Here is a 24,905-nt window from a genome sequence, read left to right on the forward strand (position 1 = left end):
AAAGATCAAGCGTCGCGGGGCGTCGGCGCGCCCCACCGGTCGGCGCTTTCGGCCCGCTCAGGCCGCCGAATTCGGGCGCATGACGCGGCCATGGACCAACCGCTGCACGCTTGATCGGCGCGAAGCGTGCCGCGCGGTGGGTGCGAGTACCGGCGGCATGGCTCGCCGGAATCGATTGGCGATCAGGCGGGTCAAACCGGGATGGGTGCCCAGGGGCTCGCTGACCAGGTCGGCGCCGCAGGCGCGCAGCCCCTGCTGGAACAGGCCGTCGGCCAGCAGGTAGGAGGCAACCACGACGCGCGCGTTGGTGCGGCGCGCATGGCGCCGCGCCTCGTCGACCGCTTCGGGCAACTGCGGATCCCCGATGGCCGCGAACGCCAGGCTGACCCGCGACCCGGTCAGCGCCGAGACGAGCGTCGCGGTGGTGTGCAGGTCGGTGCGTGCCCTGGCATCCGATGTTCCCGCGGCCGCAAGAATCACCGAATCGCCGGGACGCCAACCACATTTGATCAGCTGATCGCCGACGAGGCGGGCGACCTGGCCGCTCGGGCCCAGGGCCGGCGTGACGATCACGTTGGGGTGTCCGCTGAGCTCGACGTGGGCCGGCAGGTCGGCGCGGACGTGGTAGCCGCGCGACAGGAACGCGGGCAGCACGATGGCGGGCCGGCCGGTGGTCTTCGCCCGCGCCAGCACCTCGCTGGGGGTGGGGCCCAACACGTCGACAAAGGCGACCTCCACCGGGCGCCCGGTCAGCGAACTCGCCTGCGCGGCAAGCCCTTCGACCATCGCCACACCCTCCGGCCGGCGGGTGCCGTGCGCGACCAGGATCAGCGCCATGACGTATCCGCTCGTTGCTCGGTCGCGAGGCGGTAGCCGCGCTTGACCACGGTCGCGATGATGTTCTTGTCCCCCAAAGCCGTTCGCAGCCGCAGCACGGCCGTGTCGACGGCGTGCGGGTCGTTGCTGTTACCGGGGAGCGCACGCAACAGGTCACCTCGGGCGACGACATCGCCGGGACGCTTCGCGAGCGCGCGCAGTATCCCCATGCCGGACGGCGACAGCACCTTGATCGAACCGTCCACCAGCACGCACGTGCCGCGGATGTCGACCGTGTGGCCGGCGGCGCGCACCGTGCATGAACCCAGCAGCGGCAGCTCCTCTGCGACGTGACGGGCCAAGGCGCCCAACCGCATTCGCTCCGGCGACGACGTCGGCACACCCTTTCGGATCAAGGGCTTGGAGGTCACCGGGCCGACGCACATCGCGTGCACCTCGCCGCGCAGCGCGCTCAGCAGTTGGTCCTCGACGTCCAGCTCGCGGCTGCGCTCGAGCACCGCCGCGGCCGCCGGCGCCGACGTGAAGGTGACCGCATCGAACTGGCGTCCCGCGATGCCGGTCACGAGCTGATCGAAGGTGCCGCCCAATGGCGTTGGTTTCCAGCGGTATACGCGGACGGGTACCACCTCGGCGCCCGCCAGACGCAACCCCCCGAGGAATTCCGGGAAGGGGTCCCACGCGTCGGCGGCGCCGTGCAGCTGGACCGCCACCCGCAGCCCGGCCACTCCCGACTTGAGCAGGTATTCCAGCACTTCCTGCGATGACTCGGACTCCGGGGACCACTCCTCGTGCAGGCCGGCGGCGCGCAGCGCGCCGGTCGCCTTCGGCCCGCGTGAGACGATGCGGGCCGACGACAGCGCCTTGAGAAGCGGATTGACCAGGCTCCACCCCTCGGCCGCGGCCAGCCACCCGCGGAAGCCGATGCCGGTGTGCGCTACCAGGATGTCTGGGGGCTCGGCGATCAACGCTTCGGTGTTACGGTGCAGTTCGTCGTCGTCGGGCAGCGCGATCATGTTGATCGCGGGCGCGCTGCATACCTCGGCGCCCTGGCGGCTGAGCAGCGCGCACAGCTCCTCGGACCGCCGGGCCGACGTGACCGCGATGCGGTAACCCGTCAGTGGCAGGGTGTCGGGCTGGCCCATATCACCTGTGTATGCCTACCAGATTTCCGTTGCGTTACCTGGCAATTGCTTACGCATTGCCCACCATAAGGGCGCGCTCACACGCGGGCGGGCTCGGAGTGCGCCTGCCGACCCGACAGGCTCGCGTCCATCGACCTGGGCCGACGCACATACCGCGCCCAGGTCATGATGGCGGCGGAGACGTAGAAGGCCAAGAAGGCCCAAAACGCCGATGTGTCCGTGCCGGTGCTGAGGTAGGACTGGCGAAGTGCCAGGTTGATGCCCACGCCGCCGAGCGCTCCGAACGCGGCCACGAATCCGATCACCGCTCCCGAGGTGGCTTGCGACCAGCGCAGGCGGTCCGCTTCCGGCAGTTCGAGCCGGTGGCTACGCGCCTCGAACACAGACGGAATCATCTTGTACACCGACCCGTTGCCCAGCCCTGCCAGGATGAACAGGACCATGAATCCGCAGACGTACCCGACCATGGTGGCCGCGGTGGTCAGGCCGGGTGTCCGGTCGTCGTGGGTGCTGATGGCGACGAGGAACGCGGTGACGAGCCCCATGGCGGCCAGGATTGCCAGGGTGACGCGGCTGCCGCCGACTCGGTCGGCCAGTCTCCCGCCATAGATGCGGGCCACCGACCCGAGCGCCGGACCGATGAACGCGAATTCGGCGGCGTGCAACGAGGCCTGAGCGTGGCTCTGGCCGGTGCCGACGAAGTTGATTTGCAGCACCTGGCCGAATGCGAACGAGAACCCGATCCAGGAGCCGAAGGTGCCCAAGTACAGCATCGCGAGCACCCAGGTGTCGCGTTCGAACAGGATCGACCGCAGGTGGCTGACGTCGTAGGTGGCGTGTTCGAGGTTGTCCATGTAGTGACTCGCGCCCACGGCGACGACCGTCAGCAGCAGCAGGTAGAGGCCGCACACCCAATACGGTTGGCGGTGGCCGGCCGTGGCGATAACCAGCAGCCCCACCAGCTGGATCATCGGCACCCCAAGGTTCCCGGCGCCGGCGTTGAAGCCCAGCGCGAAGCCCTTGCGCCTGTGCGGGTAGAAGAAGTTGGTGTTGGTCATCGACGCGGCGTAATTGGCGCCGCCCATTCCGGTGAGTGCCGCGCAGACCAGATACGGCCACAGCGGGAGGCCGGGGTGGGCCAGCAGCCAGATCGTGCCGGCGGTGGGCACAAGCAACACCAAGACCGAGAAGACCGTCCAGTTGCGCCCGCCGAAGGTGGCGATGCCCAGTGAGTAGGGGATGCGAAGGCATGCCGCGACCAAGGTGGAGGTGGCACCCAGCAGGAACTTGTCGGCCGCGGAAAAGCCGTACGCATCCTGCGGCATGAACAGCGCCATCACCGGGAACAGGGTCCAGACACCAAAGGCGATGTGATCACACGCGATGATCCAGAGCAGATTGCGGCGGGCGATCCTCTTGTTGCCGGATTCCCAGGCCACCGTGTCTTCCGGATTCCAGTCCGAGATGCGGTGATTGCGGGCCATCCGATCGTCACCTTTCGTCGACTGCGATGCGGGAAAACGGCACGGCGCAGTGCGCGTTCCCGTTGCCCCTCGGGCGAATTCGGCTGGGAGCCCGCAGCGGGAGGAAATCTGGGCGCCCGAATAGAGAGGCATTGCCCCGCCGTGTATTTCGATGCTCACATTTGGGACGGGAACGGGTCAACTCGATCGGGCCCGAAACGCCTGTAAGTTGATTACCAGTTATCTGGTAAATTCCTGTAGGCCCCGGATCGGTGAAATGGCCACCCAGTTACCGTGATTCGCAGTCAACGCGCGGCTTTATGTGAGCTGGAATACATTTCGGTCAGGAAAACGGCCGGCCCACAACGTCGGCCCCCGGCTGGGCACCCACCAGGACCCTGGGGCGTGACCAGTGCAGGCGCACCGCCTGGCCGGGGCGCACCTGGGCGACCTTGTCGATGTCCTCGTCGACCACCACGCCTATCACCGGGTAACCGCCGGTCAGCGGATGGTCGGGCCCCAATATCACCGGTAAACCGTTGGGCGGCACCTGAATTGCCCCCCTGGTTGTGCCCTCGCTGGGTAGCTGGCGGTCCGGGTAGCGGTGCTGCAGGGGGCGGCCCACCAATCGCATTCCCACGCGGTCGCTGCGATCGGATGCCACCCAGTCGTTGTGCACCAGGGCATCGGGGTCGACGAACCAATCGTCACGGGGCCCGGGCACCACGGCCAGCTCCACGACATGTGCGGTGATCGCCGCCACCGGGGCCTGGTCCAGTTCGGGGTAGTCCGGGGTGTGCGCGCCGACGGGGAGCTGATCTCCCGCCCGCAGCGGTGCCGGCCCGATGGCCGACATCACGTCGTAACTGCGCGAGCCCAGCACGGGCGCCACGCCGATACCGCCGCGCACCGCCAGATAGGTCCGCAGCCCGGCGCGGGGCGTACCCAACGCGATCACCTGCCCGTCGCGGACATGCTGAATGCTGTTGGTGCCGAACTTTTTTCCGTCGACGGTCGGGTCGGTGTCGGCCCCCGTGACCGCGATGTCGACGTCGCCGCCCCGCACGCGGGCCGCGAGACCGCCGAACGTCACCTCGACGGTGGCGCGGTCATCGGGGTTGGCCACCAGCCGGTTGGCCAGCTGGTGCGCGCGACGGTCGGCGGCCCCGGATCGAGTCACGCCGAGGTGGGCCAGTCCCGGACGGCCGAGGTCCTGGACGACGGCGAGCGGTCCGGTGCGAAGGATCTCCAGGGTTGCCACGGCGATCTCCTTTAGCTCAGACGGCCCGGAACTGAACCCACATGCCCTGCGTGAGTAGCGCCGGCTCGGGCCGTTCGAGGTCCCACAGCACCGCGTCGGTGCGGCCGATCAGTTGCCAACCGCCCGGGGACTGGCGCGGATAGATCGCGCTGAATTCGCCGGCCAGACCGACGGAGCCGGCGGGCACCGAGGTGCGCGGCTCCGGGTGGCGGGGCACCCTCAGCCGCGCGTCGCCGTCGACCAGATACGCGAAACCCGGGGCGAAGCCGCTGAACCCGACCCGCCACAGCGAACTGGTGTGGGCGTCGATCACCTGCGCGACGCTCAGCCCGGTGTGGCCGGCGACCTCGGCGAGGTCGGGGCCGTCGTAGACGACGTCGATGACCACATCGGCACGGCGACCGGAAGCGGCGGCCTCCTCGGTGGTGACCCGCATCTTGCGCAGTCGTTGACGGACCACCCCCTGAAAACGCGGGCCGTCGAGCTTGACCAGAACCGTGCGGGCGGCCGGCACGACGTCGAGGACGCCCGGCAACGCCGCGGTGCGTAACTGCGCCGCCCACGCCAAAACCTCGGCGGTGCTGCCGCATTGCAGCATCAGCGCGCTGTCGCCGAAGTCCAGGACCGTGTTGCCGACCAGCTCCGTCGGCAGGTCCTTGGACACGTTGTCGGTAAGGTCCGTCACGCTCATTACTCGACGGTAACCTCCCCAACGCGGGCCCGGCGAGGGGCGGGCGAGGGATTTTCGAACACTGCCAGAGCTGCCTTAGCAAACGCTCAAACGCGACCGGCGCGGTCGGGATCTAGCCGAGGATTTTGCTGAGTTGCGGGGGCAGCTGGTCGGCCACCAACGGGTAGCTCAGCGGTGAGGAGAAGGCGATCGCGCCGGCCTGCTCCTTGGTGGTGAAGATGTGCCGGTTCTGCGCGGTCGCCTGTGCGGCCGCGACGTCGGGGTCGGCGAGCAACGCCTTCTGGTCGTCGGGGCTCTCGGTTGTCCAGATGACCACGTCGGCGGAGTCGAGCACCTCTTTGACGTGATCGCGGGGGATGACAGCGCGGTGGTCGCTGCCGAAAGGCTTGATGCTGTCGGCGATCACCAACCCCATCTGGTTGAGGAAGTCCGTGCGCCAGCCCGCGATGGTCGCCACCACGGTGCCCTGCCACAGCGTGCCCTGCATCAGCAACGCCTTCTTGCCGGTCCAGTTGGGGTGCTCCTTGCCGACGGCGGTGAATTTCTGGTCGACGGCGTCGATCAACGACTTCATCTGGTCGGCCTGGAACACCGCCTGGCCGATGATGGTGGCCTGTTCCTTCCAGGGCTCGAAGAAGGCGTCGCCGTCCGACTGCGGCACGGTTGGGGCGATCGCGGAGAGCTTCTGATAGGTGTCGGCGTCCACCCCGGCGTTGGTGGCCACGATCAGGTCGGGTTTGAGGCCCGCGATCTGGTCCACCGGAATCCCGTTGTCGAGGTTCAACACCACCGGCTGCGCCCCGCCGAGCTTGGGTTGGGCCCATGGCCACACCGCGAACGGCTGATCACCGAACCAGTTGGTCACCGCGATCGGCACGACGCCGACCGCGAGCAGGTCGTCCTGCTCGGTGTAACCGGCGCTGACCACGCGCTTGGGCGGTTCCTTGATGACGGTCTTACCGAACAGGTGGTTGATCGTCACCGATTTGCCGCCGCCGGTATCCGACGACGGTTTACCTGACGAGCACGCCGTCGGACCCGCGGCGGCCGCGGCGGCCGCCGCAGCCCCTGCGAGCTGCAAGAATCCCCGTCGATTCCAACCCTGTCGCATCGCGTGAGATTATCGCGTTCCGGGCCCGCAACGCCGGTCGCCGCGCGGTTGCCGCGTTCAGCCCAGCGGCATGCCGGCATCCAGGAAGTCCAGGGCCCGGTAGATGGTTTCGGACGTTTTCGGTGCGCTGTCGTACGCCGTCATCATGGCGCCGACCATCGCGCCGACGAACACCCTGACCTCGAAATCGTCTGCGGGACGGCCGATTCGACGACCGATCGCCTCGGCCATGACGTTCACGGTGCGGTGGTACTCGTCGTAGAGAGCGGCCTTGAGCTCGGGGATCGAGAAGATCAGCCGCTGGCGGGTGTTCTCGAATTCCAGCTGCTCGGGCGACAGGCCGGCCATCGTGCTCGCGTACGCGCGACGGATGGCCTGGCTGGGTGACAGCTCGGGCGGCTGGGCGTCGAACGCCGCCAATATCAGCGGATCGAGGTCGTCTGCCAGCAGCAGCGCCTCCTTGGATCCGAAGTAGCGGAAGAACGTGCTGGGGGACACCTCGGCGGCATCGGCGATCTGTTCGACCGTGGTGGCGGCGTAGCCGTTCGCGTCGAACAGGCGGAACGCCTCGCGGCGCAGGGCATGGCGGGTCTTGATCTTCTTGCGTTCGCGCAGCCCCAGGGGCTGGTCAGTCGCCGGCATGCGGCAATTCTCCCGCACTCGGGGGCCGAAAAGTTCTGACAAGCGGCGAACGTCGGCTGCGAGATCCACGTATCGCCGACGTAACTGCGCCCACGCAGACCGGTAACAGTACCTTCCTAACGTCGGGGCGTGACTACGACGACCACGCCAGAGTCGACCGCCCCGGTCCTTGCGCCCCCGAGCCCGCCCCGCCGGGGCGGGCACTGGATCGACGACTGGCGGCCCGAAGACCCGGCGTTCTGGGCGACGACCGGCAAGCCGATCGCTCGGCGCAACCTGATCTTCTCGATCTTCGCCGAGCACGTCGGGTTCAGCGTGTGGATGTTGTGGAGCATCGTGGTGGTCCAGATGACCGCCGGTTCCCATGGGCATCCGTCCGCGTCCGGTTGGGCGCTGACCGCCAGCCAGGCGCTGTGCCTGGTCGCCGTCCCCAGCGGGGTCGGCGCCTTCCTGCGCCTGCCCTACACCTTCGCGGTGCCGATCTTCGGCGGCCGCAACTGGACGACCATCTCGGCGGCGCTGCTGCTGATCCCGTGCGTGCTGCTGGCCTGGGCGGTCAGCCATCCCGGCATCTCGTTCGGCGTCCTGGTGGCGATCGCCGCCACCGCCGGCTTCGGCGGCGGCAACTTCGCCTCGTCGATGGCCAACATCTCGTTCTTCTACCCGGAGAAGGACAAAGGCTGGGCGCTGGGCCTGAATGCGGCCGGGGGCAACATCGGCGTGGCGGTGGTGCAGAAGATCATCCCGCCGATCGTCGTCGCCGGCGGCGCGGTGGCGCTGTCGCGCGCCGGCCTCTTCTACATCCCGCTGGCCGTGGTGGCCGCGGTGTGCGCGTTCGCATTCATGAACAACCTCTCCGAGGCGAAGGCGGACGTGAAGCCCGTCCTGCAATCGCTGCGGCATCCCGACACCTGGGTCATGTCGCTGCTCTACATCGGCACGTTCGGATCGTTCATCGGCTACTCGGCGGCCTTCCCGACCCTGCTCAAGACGGTGTTCGGCCGCGGCGACATCGCGTTGACCTGGGCATTCCTCGGCGCGGGCATCGGCTCGGTGATCCGACCGCTGGGTGGCAAGCTGGCCGACCGGATCGGTGGCGCCCGGATCACCGCCGTCAGCTTCGTCATGCTGGCCGTGGGCGCGGCGGCGGCATTGTGGTCGGTCAACGCCAAGAACCTGCCGGTGTTCTTCGCCAGCTTCATGTTCCTGTTCGTCGCGACGGGCGTCGGCAATGGCTCGACCTACCGGATGATCTCTAGGATCTTCGTGATCAAGGGGGAGCTCGCGGGCGGGGACCCGGACACCATGGTGCACATGCGCCGCCAGGCGGCGGGCGCGCTGGGCGTGATCTCGTCGGTCGGCGCCTTCGGCGGTTTCATCGTGCCGCTGGCGTACGCCTGGTCGAAGTCGCAGTTCGGCACCATCGAACCCGCGCTGCGGTTCTACGTCGGGTTCTTCCTCGCCCTGCTGGTGGTCACCTGGTACTGCTACCTGCGCAAGAAGGGCGCCGTCGCGCGGGTCGGGGTGTAGCCGCCTTCAGCGCGACGGCCTCTGCCTGCCCCCGTACCCTTCCCAGGGGCTGTAGTCGGCGATCAGCTCTTCCTGCGGCGGTCGTTGACCCGCCGGCACGTGCTGCAGGTTGATCCGGATCCGGTACCAGATCGAACTCGGCCCGCGCATGCCGTCGACCAGGACGTCGACCGGTTGCAGCAGGCGAGCGGCGTCCGGGTGGCGGCCGCGCCAGGTGTCCAGCGCGGCCAGCGCCTCGTCCTTGGTCTTGGTGCGGGCGATCTCGATGAGGGGCTTCGCCGACCGGCGCCGGCCGTCGGCCGTGCCGGATCCCTTCGGCGCCCGCTCCGGGGGCCCCATCTCCTCGCCCAGCACCAGCAGCCGGTCGAGCTCACCGACCGCGTCGTCCATCCCCGCCCACGGGTCACCCATGGCGGCGAACCGGGCGGGCACGGTGTCGATGGTGAACTCCTCGGGGAGGCGATCGGTGACCTCGTCCCACAACAGCGGCGTCGACACCCGGGCGTCCGGCGTCGCCCGCACCGAGTACGCCGACGCGACGGTGCGGTCCTTGGCGTTCTGGTTGAAGTCGACGAACACCCCTTCGCGCTCTTCCTTCCACCAGCGGCTGGTCGCCGCGTCGGGCATCCGCCGCTCGACCTCGCGGGCCACGGTCTGGGCGGCCAGCCGCACCTGCCGGAATTCCCAGCGGGGTGCGATCCGGGCGTAGATGTGGAAACCGCGCGACCCCGACGTCTTCGGCCACGGGGTCAGGCCGTAGTCCTCCAGCACCTCGCGGGCCACCAGCGCCACGTCGACGATCCGCCGCCAGGAGACTCCGGGCATCGGGTCGAGGTCGACCCGCAGTTCGTCGGGGTGGTCGAGGTCGCCGGCCAGCACCGGGTGTGGGTTGAGGTCCACGCAGCCAAGGTTGACCGCCCATGCCAGCCCGGGGGCGTCGTGGATGACGGCCTCCGCGGCCGAAGTGCCCCGCGCGTAGTGCAGTTCGGCGACGTCCACCCAGTCGGGCCGGTTCTTGGGCGCGCGCTTCTGGAATATTGCTTCCTCGGAGATGCCCTTGACGAAGCGCTTCAGGATCATCGGCCGCCCGGCCACGCCGCGCAGCGCACCCTCGGCCACCGACAGGTAGTAGCGGACCAGGTCGAGTTTGGTGTGCGGGCCCGTGCCGCCGTGAGCGTCGAACACCACCTTGTCCGGGTGGGTGATCGTGACCTGACGCCCGGCCACCTCCAGCGAAACCGGACCCATGTTCATCATCGTAAGTCGGTGGGTACATACCCCTCGGAATGCGACGGACGTCACATAGGGTGGATCCATGCCTAATCTGATCGGCCTGCCCGGGCAGGCGGTTGCCAAGGTCCAGCAATACCTGGAGCGCGGCTCAGCCGAATTGCACTACGTGCGCAAGATCTTCGAAGCGGGCGCCTTCCGGCTCGAACCGCCGCAGAACTACGCCGCGATGGCCACCGACATCTACAAGTGGGGCGAGTTCGGCATGCTGCCGTCGCTGAACGCCAGGCGCCACCCCGACCGCGCCGCCTGCATCGACGAAGAGGGCGAGTTCACCTTCAAAGAACTCGACGACGCCGCCCACGCGGTGGCGAACGGCCTGCACGAGATGGGCGTCAAGGGTGGCGACGGCGTGGCCATCCTGGCGCGCAACACGCGCTGGTTCCTCATCGCCTACTTCGGGGCCGCCCGGGTCGGGGCCCGCATCATCCTGCTCAACAGCGAGTTCTCCGGGCCGCAGATCAAGGAGGTGGCCGAGCGCGAGGGCGCGAAGCTGATCATCTACGACGACGAGTACACCAAGGCGGTCAGCAAGGCCGAGCCGGAACTGGGCTTCCTGCGCGCCCTGGGCACCAACCCGGACGCCGACGAGCCGTCGGGCAGCAAGGACGAGACGCTGGCCGACCTGATCGAGCGCAGCAGCAAGTCGCCCGCCCCGAAGGCGAGCAAGCACTCGTCGATCATCATCCTGACCAGCGGCACCACCGGCACCCCCAAGGGCGCGAACCGCAGCACCCCACCGACGCTGGCGCCCATCGGGGGCATCCTGTCGCACGTGCCGTTCAAGGCCAACGAGGTGACCTCGCTGCCCGCACCGATGTTCCACGCGCTGGGTTTTCTGCACGGCACCATCGCGATGTTCCTGGGCTCCACCCTGGTGCTGCGGCGCAAATTCAAGCCGCCGCTGGTGCTCGAGGACATCGAGAAGCACAAGGTGACCGCCATGGTGGTGGTGCCGGTGATGCTGTCGCGGATCCTCGACGCGGTCGAAAAGATGGACAAGAAGCCGGATCTGTCCAGCCTGAGGATCGTCTTCATCTCGGGCTCGCAGCTGGGGGCCGAGCTGGCCAGCCGCGCGTTGAAGGACCTGGGCCCGGTCATCTACAACATGTACGGCTCGACCGAGATCGCGTTCGCGACCATCGCCGGACCGCAGGACCTGGAACGCAACGCGGCCACGGTCGGCCCGGTGGTCAAGGGCGTCAAGGTCAAGATCCTCGACGACAACGGCAAGGAGCGGCCGCAGGGCGAGGTCGGGCGGATCTTCGTGGGCAACGCCTTCCCGTTCGAGGGCTACACCGGCGGCGGACACAAGCAGATCATCGACGGCCTGATGTCCTCCGGCGACGTCGGCTACTTCGACGAGCACGGCCTGCTCTATGTCAGCGGCCGCGACGACGAGATGATCGTCTCCGGCGGCGAGAACGTGTTCCCCGCGGAGGTCGAGGACCTGATCAGCGGGCACCCCGAGGTGGTCGAGGCGACCGCGATCGGCGTCGAGGACAAGGAATGGGGCCACCGGCTGCGCGCCTTCGTGGTGAAGAAGGACGGCTCCGGCGTCGACGAGGACACCATCAAGCACTACGTCCGCGACCACCTGGCGCGCTACAAGGTGCCGCGCGAGGTGGTCTTCCTCGAGGAGCTGCCGCGCAACCCGACGGGCAAGATCCTCAAGCGCGAGCTGCGCGAGATGGAGGTCGACTAGCTGCCGGGGGTCAGCGCCGGTCTTTGATGGCGCGGGTGATCTGGGCCGCGAGCTTGGGGTCGACCAGGAGCTGGTCGATGAGCGCGGTGAGCACCTCTTGTCCGGTCACCCGGGCGACTCCCAGGCGGTCGGCCGCCTCCCGCTGCCAGATGTCCAGGGCCCGGTGGGTGGCCGCCGGCAGGTCGACGGTGCGCCGCGTCCGCTGAACCCGTCCCGCCTGGTTCGGCGCCGGCTGGCCGACCATCCGCGGGGCGGCCTGCTGCGCGAGCCCGGTGAGGCGCTCGGTCGGCGCGGCGTCTCCCGCCGGCGCGGCGGACGGCGCGGGACCCCGGAACGTTCCGGCGCGGGGTCCGATCTGGCTGGGGTTGAAGTTCACTGTGGCGGTCGTCCTCCGATGAGTGGCCAATCAGCAAATCAGCGCTCGAGTGTGTCGATACTGATTCTTCCACCGACGACGGCGTAAGTCGCGTCGCCGGGCCGCCGGCCGCCCGGCGCCGTGGCGGGCCCGCCGGCAGCGGCTTTCTGCAGCAAATCATTGGTGGTAGCTGGATAACCCACTAATTGGGCTCGTGCATTTCCGTCGGCGGACGGAATCACCGGGCATGGAGCGGTACGCAATTCAGTCAGTATGCTAATACGCGACTGCGGAAGCCAGTATCTCAGTAGATACCGGTCGAACTGCTGTTATCCGCCTTATTGTCACGTCAGTATTCGCTATTTCCCGGGAATTTGGAAATCAGTAAACGTGAAAAATGAATCGGCCGCCTAAATGGCATGCGCAGTTGTTACAAAATTCACAGCGCAATTTCGGTGTAGTTTCGTTGTTTGCCGGGAAACTTCTGGCTAACGTTCTGTTTGTCGGCATCAGGTCTGGAAGGAGCCTCGCGAAGATGATCTCTGCACGATCGTTGCGTGGCGCGGCCGCTGCTTCAGCCGTGGCCGCAGCGCTGCTGTTCGGCGCCGGCCCCGTTGCGCAGGCGGCCCCGGCACCAGGTCCCGGCATCAGCTTCACCACCACCGGCCCGCAGGGCGCGCTCGGCGGACCCGGAATCCTTCCCGACCGTCCAGGAGGGGGTCATGGATGGGGCGGAGGCCACGGATGGAACGGGGGGCACCGTGGTCCCGGTTGGGTGAACCGCGGATTCTGGGCCCCGGGCCACTGGTGGAACTGGTGGTGGTGAACCAGCCCCCCGTGATAGCTGGTCAGCTTCGACGTGCCGATCCACAGTAGGCTGACCAACCCACGGGATGGGGGGGAACCCATGCCGGCCTGACCACCCCTCAGGTCGGCATGGCCCTCTCCAGGGGTGAAATCGCCAACCGGCGGTTAAGGATCGCGAGGAAGCCCGAGCAGCCTCTCGGCGATGATGTTCAACTGCACCTCGGAGGTCCCTCCGTAGATGGTTGTGGCGCGGCTCGCCAGCAGGTATTCGCCCCACTTGCCGGGCGGCTGGCTGGTGTCGCCGATGGCGGCGTCGGTGCCGAACGAGGACACCGCGAATTCGGCGTACCCCTGCCCGGTGCGCATCGAGAGCAGCTTGGAGATGGCCGCCGACGGCATGGCATCGCCGCCGGCCAGCGTCAACAAGGTCGAGCGCAGGTTCAGCACCTTGGCGGCGTGGCCCTCCGCGATCAACTGACCGGCCCGGTGTCGTGCGACCGGGTCGAACTGGCCGTCGCGAACGAAGTCGACGAACTGCGCGAGCGTGGCCAGGAAGTTCGCCTCGCTGCTGCCGATCGAAACCCGTTCCGCGGTAAGGGTGTTGCGGCTGACCTCCCACCCCCGGTTCACATCGCCGAGCACGCATTCGTCGGGCACGAACACGTCGTCGATGTAGACGGTGTTGAACATCGCGTTCCCGGTGAGCTCGCGCAGCGGCTTCACCTCGACGCCCTCGCTGCGCATGTCCAGCAGGAAGTAGGTGATGCCGTTGTGTTTCGGTGCGTTCGGGTCCGTTCTCGCCAGCAGCGCGCCCCAGTGGGAGAGTTGCGCCGCCGTGGTCCAGATCTTCTGGCCGGTGATGCGCCAGCCGCCGTCCGTCCGGGTCGCCTTGGTGCTCAGCCCGGCCAGGTCCGATCCGGCGCCCGGCTCGGAGAACAGCTGACACCAGATCATCTCGCCGCGGAAGGTCGGCGGCAGGAACCGCTGTTTTTGCTCCTCGGTCCCGAAGGCGACGATCGACGGGATGATCCACGTCGCGATGCCCATCTGCGGGCGTTTGACCCGGCCGGCGGTGAACTCCTGGGCGATGATGATCTGCTCGATCGGGCCGGCGGCGCGGCCCCACGGTTTCGGCAGATACGGCAGCGTCCAGCCGCCCTCGGCGATGGCGACCTTGCGCTGCTCGCGCTCCATCGCCTTGAGGGCGCCGACCTCGGCCCGTATCTCGTCCCGCAACTTCTCGGTGTCCGGGTCCAGGTCGATGTCGACCGCCCGAAGGCCGGTGCTGGTGGCGGCGCGCACCACCTTCTGCGGGTATTCCGAGCCGCGGCCGAAGGAGGCGGCCAGCATCAGGGCCCGGCGGTAGTACACGTTCGTGTCGTGCTCCCAGGTGAAGCCGATCCCGCCATGCACCTGAATGCAGTCCTGCGCGCATCGTTGGGCGGCCGCCGGTGCCAGCGTCGCCGCGACGGCGGCCGCGAACTCCATGTGGGAATCGGTGATGTCCCAATCGTTTTCGCGCGCCTCGTCGATAGCGCGGGCGGCATCCCACACCGCGGCGGTGGCCCGCTCGGTGTCGGCGATCATCTCCGCGCACTTGTGCTTGATGGCCTGGAACTGGCCGATCGGCCGGCCGAACTGCTCACGGATCTTGGCGTATTGCGACGCGGTGTCGGTCGCCCAGCGCGCCACGCCGATCGCCTCGGCGGACAGCAGCGTCGTCATCAGCGCGTGCGCCATCGTCATGCTCAGGTTGCCCAACGCGGCGTCGGCGCCGATCTCGACGGCGTTGGCGCGCACGTGGGCGACCGGGCGTAGCGGGTCAAGACTCTTCACGGGCTCGATCTCGAGCTCCTCGGCGGGCAGTACCACCCATTCCTCGCCGCTGTCGATCGCGACGGGGAGCACCAGCACGGAGGCCTGCGCCGCCGCGGGCACCGCGCGAACCTCGCCGCGGAGCACCAGCGCGTCACCGTGGCGGGTGGCGGTCAGCCCGCAGCAGTCCATCGCGTAGGCGGCGATGACGGCACCGGACGCCAGCTCGGACAGCACCTTCGCGTGCGGGTCGTTGGCGGAGATCAGGGCGCTGGCGATGGCCGACGGGACGAAGGGCCCGGGCACCGCGCCGTAGCCGAACTCGGCCAGCGCGATGGCCAACTCGAGGATGCCGAAACCCTGCCCACCCACCGATTCGGCCAGGTGCAGGCCCTGCAGGCCCTGGTCGGCAGCCGCCTGCCAGTACGGCGGAGGATTGTCGATCGGCGTTTCCATGGCCGCGTGCAGCGCCTCGGACGGCGCGACGCGCGCCACCAGCGACCGCACCGAATCGGCCAGGTCTTGATGCTCAGGAGTGATAGCGATCGGCATTGGTCGCCTTCCCATGCGTTGGGGTTCCGTCTCGGCCAAGCATCTTCCAAACTAACAACCGGTCGGTTGGTTGACCACAGCGGTCACCGGGTGGTGGAGGCGCTCAGCCGAAGCGCTTGGCGATCCAGCTGGCGATGATGTCGGCCTGCTCGCCGCGGGCGCCCGGGGTGGTGAAGTAGTGATCGGTGTCGACCGACGCCCGCGTCTTGTCGGAGGCGGCGAGCGCGGCGAAGATCCGTTGGGCGTCGGAGGGAAACACACCGGTGTCGGCCTCGGCGTTGATGACCAGGGCGGGACAGCTGATCCGGGCCAGGTGCGGTTCGGCCCGGGTCTGCGCCACCCGCAGGCTCCACATGCCGAGCCAGTTGCGCAGGGTGCAGGCCGCCGCGATGCCGTGCGCCGACCGGTTGGCCTTGACCGGGAGGCCGGCATAGCACATGTTCGGCTGACGCCGGGTCGGCTCGATGCTCGCGTCGACCATGCGGGGATCGGCCCAGGTGCGCATGACGCTGAACGGGCGGTCGGAAAACCCGGCCGCGCGAACGCGTTTGAGTTCTCGCTCGGCCCAGTCGGTGATCGCGTGGTTGCGTGCGGCCTGCGCGCGGCGGTAGCGGGCGAGGAACTCCGGCGTGTACGGCGGGCCGTTGCGCTCGTCGAACAGGTCGAGGTCGGCATCGGTGGCGACAGGGTCGTTTTCGTCGACGACGGCGGCATCCATCCAGGCCGTCAGCACGTCGGGCCGCCCGGGATGGGCGGCGGTGGCCACGTAGCCGTCGGCGGCGGGCAACTCGGTCAGGCCCGCCGCGGGCCGCATCCCCTCCAGCGGGGTGACGTTCGGTTCGACGGCCTGCGACTGATACGCGGCCATCAGCGAGCCGCCCCCCGAGTTACCAAGCAACACAACGGTTTGCACTCCCTGCACTTCGCGCAGCCAGCGCACCCCGACCCCGATGTCGACCAGTGCGTGGTCGAGCAGGAAGCTGCTTTCGAAGCCGCGAAACCTGGTGTTCCACCCGAGGAAGCCGACGCCGCGGGCGGCCATGTAGTCGGCGAGGTAGTGCTCGGAGAAGTCGATCTGGTAATGCGAGGCGATCATCGCCACCTTGGGCTTGCGTCCCACCCCGCGGTGGTAGAGCCCCTGGCAGGGGTGCCCGCCCGCACCGGCGCGACCGGCGGTGGGCGACGGCAGGCCGACGAACTCGCGGACCACCCCCGCGGCACCGGTGTGAAGAGTCATTTCAGCGGCCCTGCTGGCGATTGAGGTCTCGAAAGAAAACTGAAGCTGATGTTAGATTCGGAATTACATCTTGGCCAGGATTTCCACGGCCGGGACCGAGGGGAGCCGCGCGATGATCAAGCCGCACAACACCAACACGGAATTCGAACTCGGCGGGATCAACCACGTCGCGCTGGTCTGCTCGGACATGGCCCGCACCGTGGACTTCTACACCAATACCCTGGGCATGCCGTTGATCAAGTCGCTCGACCTGCCCGGCGGCGCGGGCCAGCACTTCTTCTTCGACGCCGGTAACGGCGACTGTGTCGCCTTCTTCTGGTTCGCCGACGCGCCCGACCGGGTACCGGGCATCTCGTCGCCCGGCGCCATCCCCGGCATCGGCGACATCACCAGCGCCGTGAGCACCATGAACCATCTGGCCTTCCACGTACCGGCCGAGAAGTTCGACGCCTACCGCCGGCGCCTCAAGGAGAAGGGCGTGCGGGTGGGCCCGGTGCTCAACCACGACGAGAGCCCGATGCAGGTGTCGGCCACGGTGCACCCAGGGGTGTACGTGCGCTCGTTCTACTTCCAGGACCCTGACGGGATTACGCTCGAATTCGCTTGCTGGATAAAGGAATTCGACCAAAGCGATGCCCAGGCCGTGCCCAAGACCGCGGCGGATCGCCGCCCTCCGGTGGCCGCCGGTCGCTGATGACCGACCGCATCCTGACCGACGCGCAGATCGCGGCGCTCACCCCCGAGCAGCGACGGCAGCTCATCTCCCGGCTGGAGCAACCGGTGAGCGACCTGATCGATCCCGCGCTGCTGGTCCGGGTGCGGCGCATCCGGTTGAGCCTGATGGTCGGCGGCTCGATGGCGATGGTGCCCTGGCTGGGATATCTCGCGGTGACGTTGCCGGAGAACTACGTTGCCCACAACTGGCCCGTGACGTGGGTGGGCTTCGACCTTCTCCTGGTCGGGTTCATGCTGGCGACGGCGGCGCTCGGTTACCTGCGCCGCCAACTGCTGGTCCCGGCGGCGTTCACCACGGGGGTGTTACTGATCTGCGACGCCTGGTTCGACCTGACTACGGCCGGGCCCAAAGACTTCTGGCTGTCGGTGACCACCGCGCTGCTGATCGAGGTGCCGCTCGCGGTGTTCCTGATCTTCAGCGCGCAGCGGCTGATACGGATCACGATGATGCGGTTGTGGCTGTTGGACCCCGGCATGCGGCTCTGGCAGCTGCCACTTTTCCCCTGAGGCGGCACGCATTGGCCCGGCGAGCCGTCATACGGCGCCGGAACGGAATGGTCGGCCCCGGTCGGGGACAAGAGATTACCGCCGGCGCCGCCAGAATGCGCGAGATTGCGAATCTTCGCAAAACCACGTCATCCTCGGCTTCCTGTACTAATGTCCAACAACAGCGACAAGGGGGGTTATCAGCGACGACGGTAAGTTCACTCCAAACACGCGGAAATCGGTCGCGAAGATCCCCTGGTACGAAATTGAATTCATGCTGCGCAGAAAACCCATTCGAGAATGGGTCTTCCGGTACCCCTTTGCCGCACAACGGAATCAGCATCGTATTAGAGCGAGGATCGAGAAATGGTCGCACTCGGAAACATCAGCGAATGGCAACCACCGCACGGCCCACTGACCACGTGGATGGCCACACCCGCGGCGCACGATGCGGCTCGTACCGCGCCATTGAGCGACCTGGTTCCGAGTTATCAACAGAGCCAACACCTCTGGACCGCATACTATGGCAGCGCGCTGAACAGACAGCTGCCCCGTCTGATGGTGGTGGCCTGGGACATCCCCGGCGTGTGCGACATCCCGGCGATGACGGCGGCGATCAACGCCCATGTCCGCGGTCAGGACACCTACCACAGCTGGTTCGAAATCGCGGAGGGCGTCATCGTTCGCCGCGCGCTCGCCGACCCCGGGGTCATCGAATTCGCTCCGACGGCGTTCGGGCCGATGAGCCCCGACCAGGCGCGCGCCCACGTCCTGGCGACGACGCCCGAGACGCTCGGATGGGGTTGCTTCACATACGGAGTCGTCCAGGGGGCCGGCCACTTCACCTTCTACGCCAGCGTCGACCACCTGCACATCGACGGTGTGTCCGCCGCGCTGATCTTCCTCGACATCCACCTGACCTACCAGCAACTGGCACTGGACGGGCGAGGTGGCGGGCTTCCGACCCGCCCCGAGCTGAGAAGCTACCGCGATTACACCGTGCGGCAGCGCGAGAAGGTGGCCGGGCTGACCCTGTCCTCCCCCGAGATCAAGGACTGGATTGCGTTCGCGCGCGAGACCGAAGGTGACTGGCCGAGCTTTCCGCTGCCGCTGGGCGACACGTGGGCCAGCTGTCGGGGTGACTTGGTCACGGTCGAGTTGTTGGACGCCGCGGGGACGGAGGCGTTCGACGCCGCCTGCTGCGCGGCGGGTGCCCGGTTCATTGGGGGAGTGCTCGCGTGCACGGCGTTGGCCGAGCGCGAATTGACCGGCAAGCAGACTTATTTCGGGTTCACCGCCCGCGACACCCGCACGACGGACGCCGACGCGATGACGGTGGGATGGTTCGCGAGCCTGATTCCGGTCACCGTGCCGACGGCCGGCTCGTTCCCGGAGGCGGCGCGGGCGGCCCAGAAGTCCTTCGACTCCGCCAAGGACCTCGCCGACGTGCCGGTCCAGCGGGTGCTGGAGTTGGCCACGCCGGATCAGCTGGGGATCAAGCTGCCCACGCAACTGCCGATGATGGTGTCGTTTCTGGACTTCCGGAAGATACCCCTCGTCGGGATGTGGACGGAGATGAACTTCGGGACCTACGGCGACAGCCTGTCCGCGGGCGGGATCAACATGTGGATCAACCGGCACGTCGAACGAACCACGGTGACGATGTCCTTCCCGGACAATGAGATAGCGCGCGAGTCAGTGCAGCGCTACGTGGCGGCGCTGCTCCAGGAGTTCGCCCGCGTCATCGACACCACCCCCGACCAGCCCGACGTGGTTGCGGCCTAGGTGCACCGGGCTCCGGGGGGCGAAAGATGAGCAACGTGCTGGACCTGGCCGACCAGACCCTTTTCCTCGGCGAGCGAGCCACCGCCACCACCAGTGTGGTGCAATGCATCTGGGTGTACGACCGCGCCGTCGACCTCGACGGCCTGCGGACCTTTCATCGCCATCTATGTCGGGGCCGCTTGCGTCGCCGCATCGAAAGATCCCCGCTGCCGTTCGGCCGCCATCGCTGGGTGGTGCCAGCCGATCAGTCGGACCTGGAGGTCGTCACGACGGCGCGGCCGCGCGATGCGATCGACGGCTGGTTGGACGAGCAGGCGGACAGGCGTCCCGACGCCGAGCGCGGCCCGGGGTGGCACCTCGCCGTTCTCCCGCTGACGGATGGCGGTGCGGCGGTGAGCTTTGTGGTCACCCACACCCTCACCGACGGCGTCGGGCTGTGCGAGGCGCTGGCGGACGCGGCGTGCGGGCGCGACGATGCGTACGACTGGCCGCCCGCGGTGTCGCGCCGTCGATGGCGGGCCCTGCGCGAGGACGCGCGCCAAGTCGCGCACGACACCCCGAACGTGGGCCGCGCCGTGGTTGCCGCGGCACGCATGGCCGTGGCCGGACGCCGCGCCGCGACCGCCGCGTCGCCGGCCAACAAGCGGCCCGCGCCGCCCACCGGGCCGGACGAACGCATCACGCTGCCCATGGCGACGGTGTTCGTCGACGCCGACGAGTGGGACGCGCGCGCCGCCGCGCTCGGGGGGACCGGCAACGCGCTGCTCGCCGGACTGGCCGCCCACCTCGCCCGGCGAGTCGGACGGGTCGCCGCCGACGGCACGGTCAACGTGGGGATGCCCGTCAACGAGCGCACCCCGGGCGACACCCGTGCCAATGCCGCGATCAACGTCGACATCGCGGTCGACCCCGCGCCCGCGACCACCGACCTGCGCGAGATCCGCGCCCGGATCAAGGAAGCCCTGACGCGCCACCGGGACGAACCCGACGAGCGCTGGGCGCTGCTGCCGCTGGTTCCGTTCATCCCGCAGCGCGTCATGCGGCGGCTGATCGGCGTGGTCACCGGCAGTGCGATCACCGTCGCGTCGTCCAACCTCGGGACGCTGGATCCCGCCGTCAACCGGCCGGACGGCACCGACGCCGGTCACTTCGCCATGAAGACCGTGTACCCGGGCGTGACCGCCGCGACGATGTACCGCACCAACGGGGGGCTGGCGTTATTGTCGGGACGAGTGCACGGCCGCGTCTTCATCTCGTTCCTCGCCTACGAGCTGGGGCGCAACAACTCGGATGTCGATTTGCGCCAACACATTTCGACGGCATTGCGCGACTTCTCGCTCACCGCCGGCACGGGTTGGCGCACCGTGTGCCGGGTGTGAGCCCGCGCGTCATGGATCCGAACGCGGGTCCGCCGCCGTCTCGGTGAGCCGGTACAGGTTGGGCTTGGCGAGCTCGTCGAGCAGGGCGGCCAGGTGATCGACGAGCTGGTCCGGTTCCAGTCGCACGTCACCGGCGAGCCAGGCGCTGATGGTCTGCCCGACGCCGCCGACCACGAAGTGCGCCGCGGCCTTGATGCGGTCGTTTTCCGGAACCCTTAGCGCGTCTCCGACGTGCCGGCCCGACAGCATGGCGAACAGCGCGGTGGATTCGGCGCGCTTGCGCACGATCACCGGGTCGGCCAGCTGCGTGCTGAACAGCAGGCGCCCGAGACGGGCGTCGTCGGCGATGGTGTGCACGATGTTGGCCATGCCCGCACGGGTCTGCTCGGGCGCCGGCACCGTCGCCACCGCGGCCTGTGTGGTGGCGGCCAGCTGGGCGACCACCCAGTCGAACACCGAAGCGATGAATTCGTCTTTGTCGGCGAAGCTTTCGTAGAAGTAGCGGGCCGCCAGCCCGGCCTGGCGGCACACGCCGCGGACGGTGACCGCCGAGACGCTCTGTCGCTGGGCGCCGAGTATCTCGAGGCCCGCGGCCAGGAGCCGGTTGCGGCGCGTGGCCAGTCGCTGCGCGGCCTCGACGCCGCGGTACGGCCGCGCGCTCGAGGTCTCGTTCATGCGAACCATCTTGACACCGGCGCGGCGCCACGACAATATCAGGAAACACGCGTTCGCAGATTGGCGGGGAGGTTCTGACCATGGCGATGCACGGCGCCGTTCACGAACCGGCTCGGCATGTCGAGCGCGCGATCGCCGACCCGCCCCGGCGGTCCCCCGCGCGGCGGCGCCGGCGGGCGCTCGGCATCGACGAGGGGTTGATGGGCGTCGCATTGTTGGCCGGCCCGGCCAACGTCATCATGCAGTTGGCGCGCCCCGGTGTCGGCTACGGCGTCATGGAGAGCCGGGTCGAGAGTGGCCGCATCGACCTGCATCCGATCAAGCGCGCGCGCACCACCTTCACCTACCTGGCCGTGGCGACCAACGGCAGCGACGCGCAGAAGGCGGCCTTTCGCAGGGCGGTGAACCGCGCGCACGCGCAGGTCTACTCAACCCCGGAAAGCCCGGTGCAATACAACGCCTTCGACCCCGAGCTGCAGCTGTGGGTGGGGGCGTGCCTGTACAAGGGCGGGGTCGACATCTACCGCATGTTCATCGGCGAGCTTGACGGCGAGGACGCCGACCGCCATTACCGCGAGGGCATGGCGCTGGCGACCACCCTGCAGGTGCCGCCGGAGATGTGGCCCGCGGACCGGGCGGCGTTCGACCGGTACTGGCAGGAGTCGCTGTCCAAGGTCCACATCGACGACGCCGTCCGGGAGTACCTCTATCCCATCGCCGCCAGCCGCATCCCCGGGCTGGCGCTTCCGGGCCCGCTGCAACGCGCCTGCGACAGCCTCGCTCTGCTGATCACCACAGGGTTTCTGCCGCGGCGGTTCCGCGACGAGATGCGACTGCCGTGGGACGCTGCCAAGCAACGGCGCTTCGACCGGCTCATGGCGGCGCTTGCACTGGTGAACCGTCGCCTGCCGCGGTTCATTCGGCAGTTCCCCTTCAACGTTCTGCTGGCCGACGTCGACCGCCGGATCAGGACGGGGCGCCCGTTGGTCTAGCGCGCGAGGGTCGAATCGGCCGCCGTGTTGATAACGACAATCATATTCATTAAGCTCTCCTCAGCCTGGTCCGCCTTCCAGCCCGAGGAGCATTATGACGGCGCCGATATGGATGGCCTCGCCGCCCGAGGTGCATTCGGCGTTGCTCAGTAGCGGCCCTGGTCCGGCGGCGCTGCTTGCGGCAGCGGGGGCGTGGTCCGCACTGAGCACCGAATACGCTTCGACCGCAGCACAACTCAGCGGTGTGTTGGCCGCGGCGCAGTCCGGTTCGTGGCAGGGGCCCAGCGCGGAGTCGTACGTGGCCGCGCATGTCCCCTACCTGGAGTGGCTGACAAAGGCCAGCGCGGACAGCGCGGCGGTGGCCGCCGAACACGAGAGTGCCGCGGTGGCCTACACCGCGGCGGTGGCGGCCATGCCGACGCTTCCGGAACTCGCCGCCAACCACGCCGTCCACGGCGCCCTGGTGGCGACGAACTTCTTTGGCATCAACGCGATTCCGATCGCGGTCAACGAGGCGGACTACGCCCGGATGTGGGTACAGGCGGCCGCCACGATGACCACCTATCAAGCGGTCTCCACCGCGGCGGTGGCGTCGGCGCCGCAGGCGGATCCGGCGCCGCAAATCGTGAAATCAACTGCCGACAGCCAAGATTCGGGAAGCAATCTCCACGATCCCACGATCGACAACCCGCTCGACGACTTCATCGCGAACATCCTGAGGAACCTCGGCATCAACTGGGATCCCGCGCAGGGTACCGTGAACGGACTGCCCTACGACGCCTACACGAACGCGGGGGAACCGATCTTCTGGGTCGTTCGAGCGCTGGAGTTGCTCGAGGATTTTCAGCAGTTCGGCTACTACCTGGTGCACAACCCGGCCCTGGCCTTCCAGTACATCGTCCAACTCATGTTGTTCGACTGGCCGACGCACATCCTGGAGATCTTGACCAGCCAGCCCGAGCTATTGGCCCCCGCGGTTCTGCTGGCGGCCGCTCCGTTCGGCGCCGTCGGCGCGTTCGCGGGGTTGGCCGGCCTGGCCGGCATACCCCAGCCCGCGGTCGTCCCGGCGCCGATGCCGGCCCCCACCCCGCCGCCGACCCCGTTGCCGGCCGTCGCCACGGCCCCCGCTCCCATCGCGCCGGCCGCGGCTCCCGCGCCGGCGCCGGCGTCCGCACCCGCTGCGCCGGCGACCACCGTCGCCGCCTCCGCGCCGCCCGCCCCGCCACCACCGCCCGCGGCCGGTTTCGCGCCGCCCTATGTCGTGGCCCCGCCGGGCGTCGGGTCTGGTTCGGGGATGGGCGCGAGCGCCAACTCGAGCGCCAAAAGGAAAGCGCCGGAACCTGATAGCGCCGCCGCCGCGGCGGCCGCGGCAGCGCGAGGACAGGCCAGGGCGCGCCGGCGCCGGCGGGCGATCCAGCGCGACTACGGCGACGAGTTCGCGGATATGAACGTCGGCGTCGACCCGGATTGGGGTGCGTCCGGTGACGAGGCGGCGTCGTCGGCCGCAACGGGGAGCGGCGCCGGGAAGCTGGGGTTCGCCGGTGCGGCGCGCCGGGAGGCACCGGCCGTGGCGACGGGTCTCATCACGCTGGCGGGTGACGGGTTCGGCGCCGGCCCAAGGATTCCCATGATGCCGGCCACCTGGGACGGCGACGGCAGCAGCGGGACGCCGTAGCGCACGCGCCGACCTCACCCGCCCGGCCCTGGCCGATCCGTCGAGGCGAATCTCAGATCTTCGTTGCCTTCGCGGCGCTGACTTGATAGCTACCCGCGTCGTCGGTGAAGGTGACCACGAACTGGTGTTTGAGGTGGTCGATGGTTGCCTGGCAGGTGAAGGTGCCGCCCTTGGTGACGGTGGGGTTTTGGCCGTCGTTGCAGGAGACGTCGCCGACGCTGCGGGCGCCGTAACCCGCGGGGTCGGACAACACGTGCGCGACGCCGGCCTGCACGGCGGCGACGTCGAGCTGCTTGGTGACGAAAAACCCCGGCGCCCAGAATCCCGGAACGGCGATGGCCGCGGCGGCCACGGTGATCCCTGCGCCCAGGTAAAGCGGCAGACGTCTGCGCACCGCGGCCCGCGGGCCGCGTGGGGCGAACTGGGTCGGCGCCCAGACGTTCGCACCGGGACCTCGTTGCTGCCCGGGGTAGGGCAGTGCCGGGCGCAGGTTCCCCATGGGTAAGGGACGCGGCAGGGGTCGGGTGGGCGGATCGCAGCAGGGCCCGGGGGTAAGACCGGGTGGCTGGGGGTATTGCCGCGGCGCCCTGGGCTGCTGTGGCTGCATCGGGGTACCTCTCTCGTGTGGCCTGGTGACGGTCGGGCCCGCCTGTGCTTGAACTCTAACCAAAGCGTACGGCAATTGCAACGCTTCAAAACGAAGCATTACAAAGGATGCTCCCGCGGTGCGCGTGCGGCCG

The 24,905-nt window shown here is 68.5% G+C and carries 21 protein-coding genes; 8 read left to right on the forward strand and 13 right to left on the reverse strand.

Annotated elements, in window-relative coordinates; translation table 11 throughout:
• Positions 1-57 precede the first annotated feature (57 nt).
• The 7 genes from G6N51_RS20815 to G6N51_RS20845 form a co-directional block, all read right to left on the reverse strand.
• On the reverse strand, positions 58-837 hold the full coding sequence (locus tag G6N51_RS20815) for a sirohydrochlorin chelatase (RefSeq protein WP_083174572.1): 780 nt from the start codon (positions 835-837) through the stop codon (positions 58-60).
• Positions 828-1,979: a uroporphyrinogen-III synthase gene (locus tag G6N51_RS20820; RefSeq protein ID WP_083174570.1), complete on the reverse strand. Its 1,152-nt coding sequence runs from the start codon at positions 1,977-1,979 to the stop codon at positions 828-830. Before G6N51_RS20820 ends, G6N51_RS20815 begins: the two co-directional genes overlap by 10 nt.
• A 77-nt stretch (positions 1,980-2,056) precedes the next feature.
• Positions 2,057-3,463, reverse strand: coding sequence for a nitrate/nitrite transporter (locus tag G6N51_RS20825; protein WP_083174568.1), 1,407 nt, complete (start codon positions 3,461-3,463; stop codon positions 2,057-2,059).
• A gap of 322 nt (positions 3,464-3,785) precedes the next feature.
• Positions 3,786-4,703, reverse strand: a complete 918-nt coding sequence (locus G6N51_RS20830) for a 5-oxoprolinase/urea amidolyase family protein (RefSeq protein WP_083174566.1) — start codon at positions 4,701-4,703, stop codon at positions 3,786-3,788.
• A gap of 16 nt (positions 4,704-4,719) precedes the next feature.
• Entirely contained in the window at positions 4,720-5,394 is a 675-nt protein-coding gene (locus G6N51_RS20835; protein ID WP_083174564.1) for a 5-oxoprolinase subunit B family protein, read from the reverse strand.
• Between the two features lie 112 nt (positions 5,395-5,506).
• Positions 5,507-6,505, reverse strand: coding sequence for an ABC transporter substrate-binding protein (locus G6N51_RS20840; RefSeq protein ID WP_083174562.1), 999 nt, complete (start codon positions 6,503-6,505; stop codon positions 5,507-5,509).
• A gap of 57 nt (positions 6,506-6,562) precedes the next feature.
• Complete coding sequence (locus tag G6N51_RS20845) at positions 6,563-7,147, reverse strand: acyl-CoA-like ligand-binding transcription factor (RefSeq protein WP_083174560.1); 585 nt, start codon at positions 7,145-7,147, stop codon at positions 6,563-6,565.
• Positions 7,148-7,276: 129 nt separating this feature from the next.
• On the opposite strand from G6N51_RS20845, the gene G6N51_RS20850 reads away from it, so the two are divergent.
• Positions 7,277-8,677: an MFS transporter gene (locus G6N51_RS20850; RefSeq protein ID WP_083174558.1), complete on the forward strand. Its 1,401-nt coding sequence runs from the start codon at positions 7,277-7,279 to the stop codon at positions 8,675-8,677.
• A 6-nt stretch (positions 8,678-8,683) separates the two neighbouring features.
• On the opposite strand, the gene G6N51_RS20855 is transcribed toward G6N51_RS20850, so the two are convergent.
• The gene (locus G6N51_RS20855; RefSeq protein WP_083174556.1) at positions 8,684-9,934 is read right to left on the reverse strand and encodes a DNA polymerase domain-containing protein; all 1,251 of its coding nucleotides are present in this window, start codon (positions 9,932-9,934) and stop codon (positions 8,684-8,686) included.
• A gap of 58 nt (positions 9,935-9,992) precedes the next feature.
• Here G6N51_RS20855 and fadD2 point away from each other — a divergent pair, with 58 nt between their 5' ends.
• A complete protein-coding gene (fadD2, locus tag G6N51_RS20860; protein ID WP_083174551.1) occupies positions 9,993-11,672 on the forward strand; it encodes a long-chain-fatty-acid--CoA ligase FadD2 in 1,680 nt (559 codons plus the stop codon).
• A 10-nt stretch (positions 11,673-11,682) separates the two neighbouring features.
• On the opposite strand, the gene G6N51_RS20865 is transcribed toward fadD2, so the two are convergent.
• The 3 genes from G6N51_RS20865 to G6N51_RS20875 all read right to left on the reverse strand — a co-directional run bounded on the left by G6N51_RS20865 (position 11,683) and on the right by G6N51_RS20875 (position 16,438).
• Positions 11,683-12,048, reverse strand: a complete 366-nt coding sequence (locus G6N51_RS20865; RefSeq protein WP_083174549.1) for an ATPase — start codon at positions 12,046-12,048, stop codon at positions 11,683-11,685.
• A gap of 951 nt (positions 12,049-12,999) precedes the next feature.
• On the reverse strand, positions 13,000-15,201 hold the full coding sequence (locus G6N51_RS20870) for an acyl-CoA dehydrogenase (protein ID WP_083174547.1): 2,202 nt from the start codon (positions 15,199-15,201) through the stop codon (positions 13,000-13,002).
• A gap of 103 nt (positions 15,202-15,304) precedes the next feature.
• The gene (locus G6N51_RS20875; protein ID WP_083174545.1) at positions 15,305-16,438 is read right to left on the reverse strand and encodes an alpha/beta hydrolase; all 1,134 of its coding nucleotides are present in this window, start codon (positions 16,436-16,438) and stop codon (positions 15,305-15,307) included.
• A gap of 112 nt (positions 16,439-16,550) precedes the next feature.
• Between G6N51_RS20875 and G6N51_RS20880 the strand changes: the two genes are divergently transcribed.
• From G6N51_RS20880 to G6N51_RS20895, 4 genes are all read left to right on the forward strand, one after another.
• Positions 16,551-17,132: a VOC family protein gene (locus tag G6N51_RS20880; protein WP_083174543.1), complete on the forward strand. Its 582-nt coding sequence runs from the start codon at positions 16,551-16,553 to the stop codon at positions 17,130-17,132.
• Positions 17,132-17,680 carry a hypothetical protein gene (locus G6N51_RS20885; RefSeq protein WP_083174541.1) on the forward strand — a complete coding sequence of 183 codons (549 nt, stop codon included), beginning with the start codon at positions 17,132-17,134 and terminating at the stop codon, positions 17,678-17,680. Before G6N51_RS20880 ends, G6N51_RS20885 begins: the two co-directional genes overlap by 1 nt.
• A gap of 345 nt (positions 17,681-18,025) precedes the next feature.
• Positions 18,026-19,444 carry a condensation domain-containing protein gene (locus tag G6N51_RS20890; protein WP_083174539.1) on the forward strand — a complete coding sequence of 473 codons (1,419 nt, stop codon included), beginning with the start codon at positions 18,026-18,028 and terminating at the stop codon, positions 19,442-19,444.
• Positions 19,445-19,470: 26 nt separating this feature from the next.
• Positions 19,471-20,823: a hypothetical protein gene (locus G6N51_RS20895; protein WP_083174537.1), complete on the forward strand. Its 1,353-nt coding sequence runs from the start codon at positions 19,471-19,473 to the stop codon at positions 20,821-20,823.
• A gap of 9 nt (positions 20,824-20,832) precedes the next feature.
• On the opposite strand, the gene G6N51_RS20900 is transcribed toward G6N51_RS20895, so the two are convergent.
• The gene (locus G6N51_RS20900; RefSeq protein ID WP_083174535.1) at positions 20,833-21,507 is read right to left on the reverse strand and encodes a TetR/AcrR family transcriptional regulator; all 675 of its coding nucleotides are present in this window, start codon (positions 21,505-21,507) and stop codon (positions 20,833-20,835) included.
• A gap of 71 nt (positions 21,508-21,578) precedes the next feature.
• Between G6N51_RS20900 and G6N51_RS20905 the strand changes: the two genes are divergently transcribed.
• Together G6N51_RS20905 and G6N51_RS20910 are read left to right on the forward strand one after the other, a co-directional pair.
• The gene (locus tag G6N51_RS20905; RefSeq protein WP_083174533.1) at positions 21,579-22,490 is read left to right on the forward strand and encodes an oxygenase MpaB family protein; all 912 of its coding nucleotides are present in this window, start codon (positions 21,579-21,581) and stop codon (positions 22,488-22,490) included.
• 94 nt (positions 22,491-22,584) lie between these two features.
• Positions 22,585-24,165, forward strand: coding sequence for a PPE family protein (locus G6N51_RS20910; protein ID WP_163750777.1), 1,581 nt, complete (start codon positions 22,585-22,587; stop codon positions 24,163-24,165).
• Positions 24,166-24,217: 52 nt separating this feature from the next.
• On the opposite strand, the gene G6N51_RS20915 is transcribed toward G6N51_RS20910, so the two are convergent.
• Positions 24,218-24,664 carry a DUF4333 domain-containing protein gene (locus G6N51_RS20915; protein WP_232078444.1) on the reverse strand — a complete coding sequence of 149 codons (447 nt, stop codon included), beginning with the start codon at positions 24,662-24,664 and terminating at the stop codon, positions 24,218-24,220.
• Positions 24,665-24,905: the final 241 nt, after the last annotated feature.

Origin of the sequence: Mycobacterium paraseoulense, assembly GCF_010731655.1 — a bacterium.
Classification (GTDB): Bacteria; Actinomycetota; Actinomycetes; order Mycobacteriales; family Mycobacteriaceae; genus Mycobacterium; species Mycobacterium paraseoulense.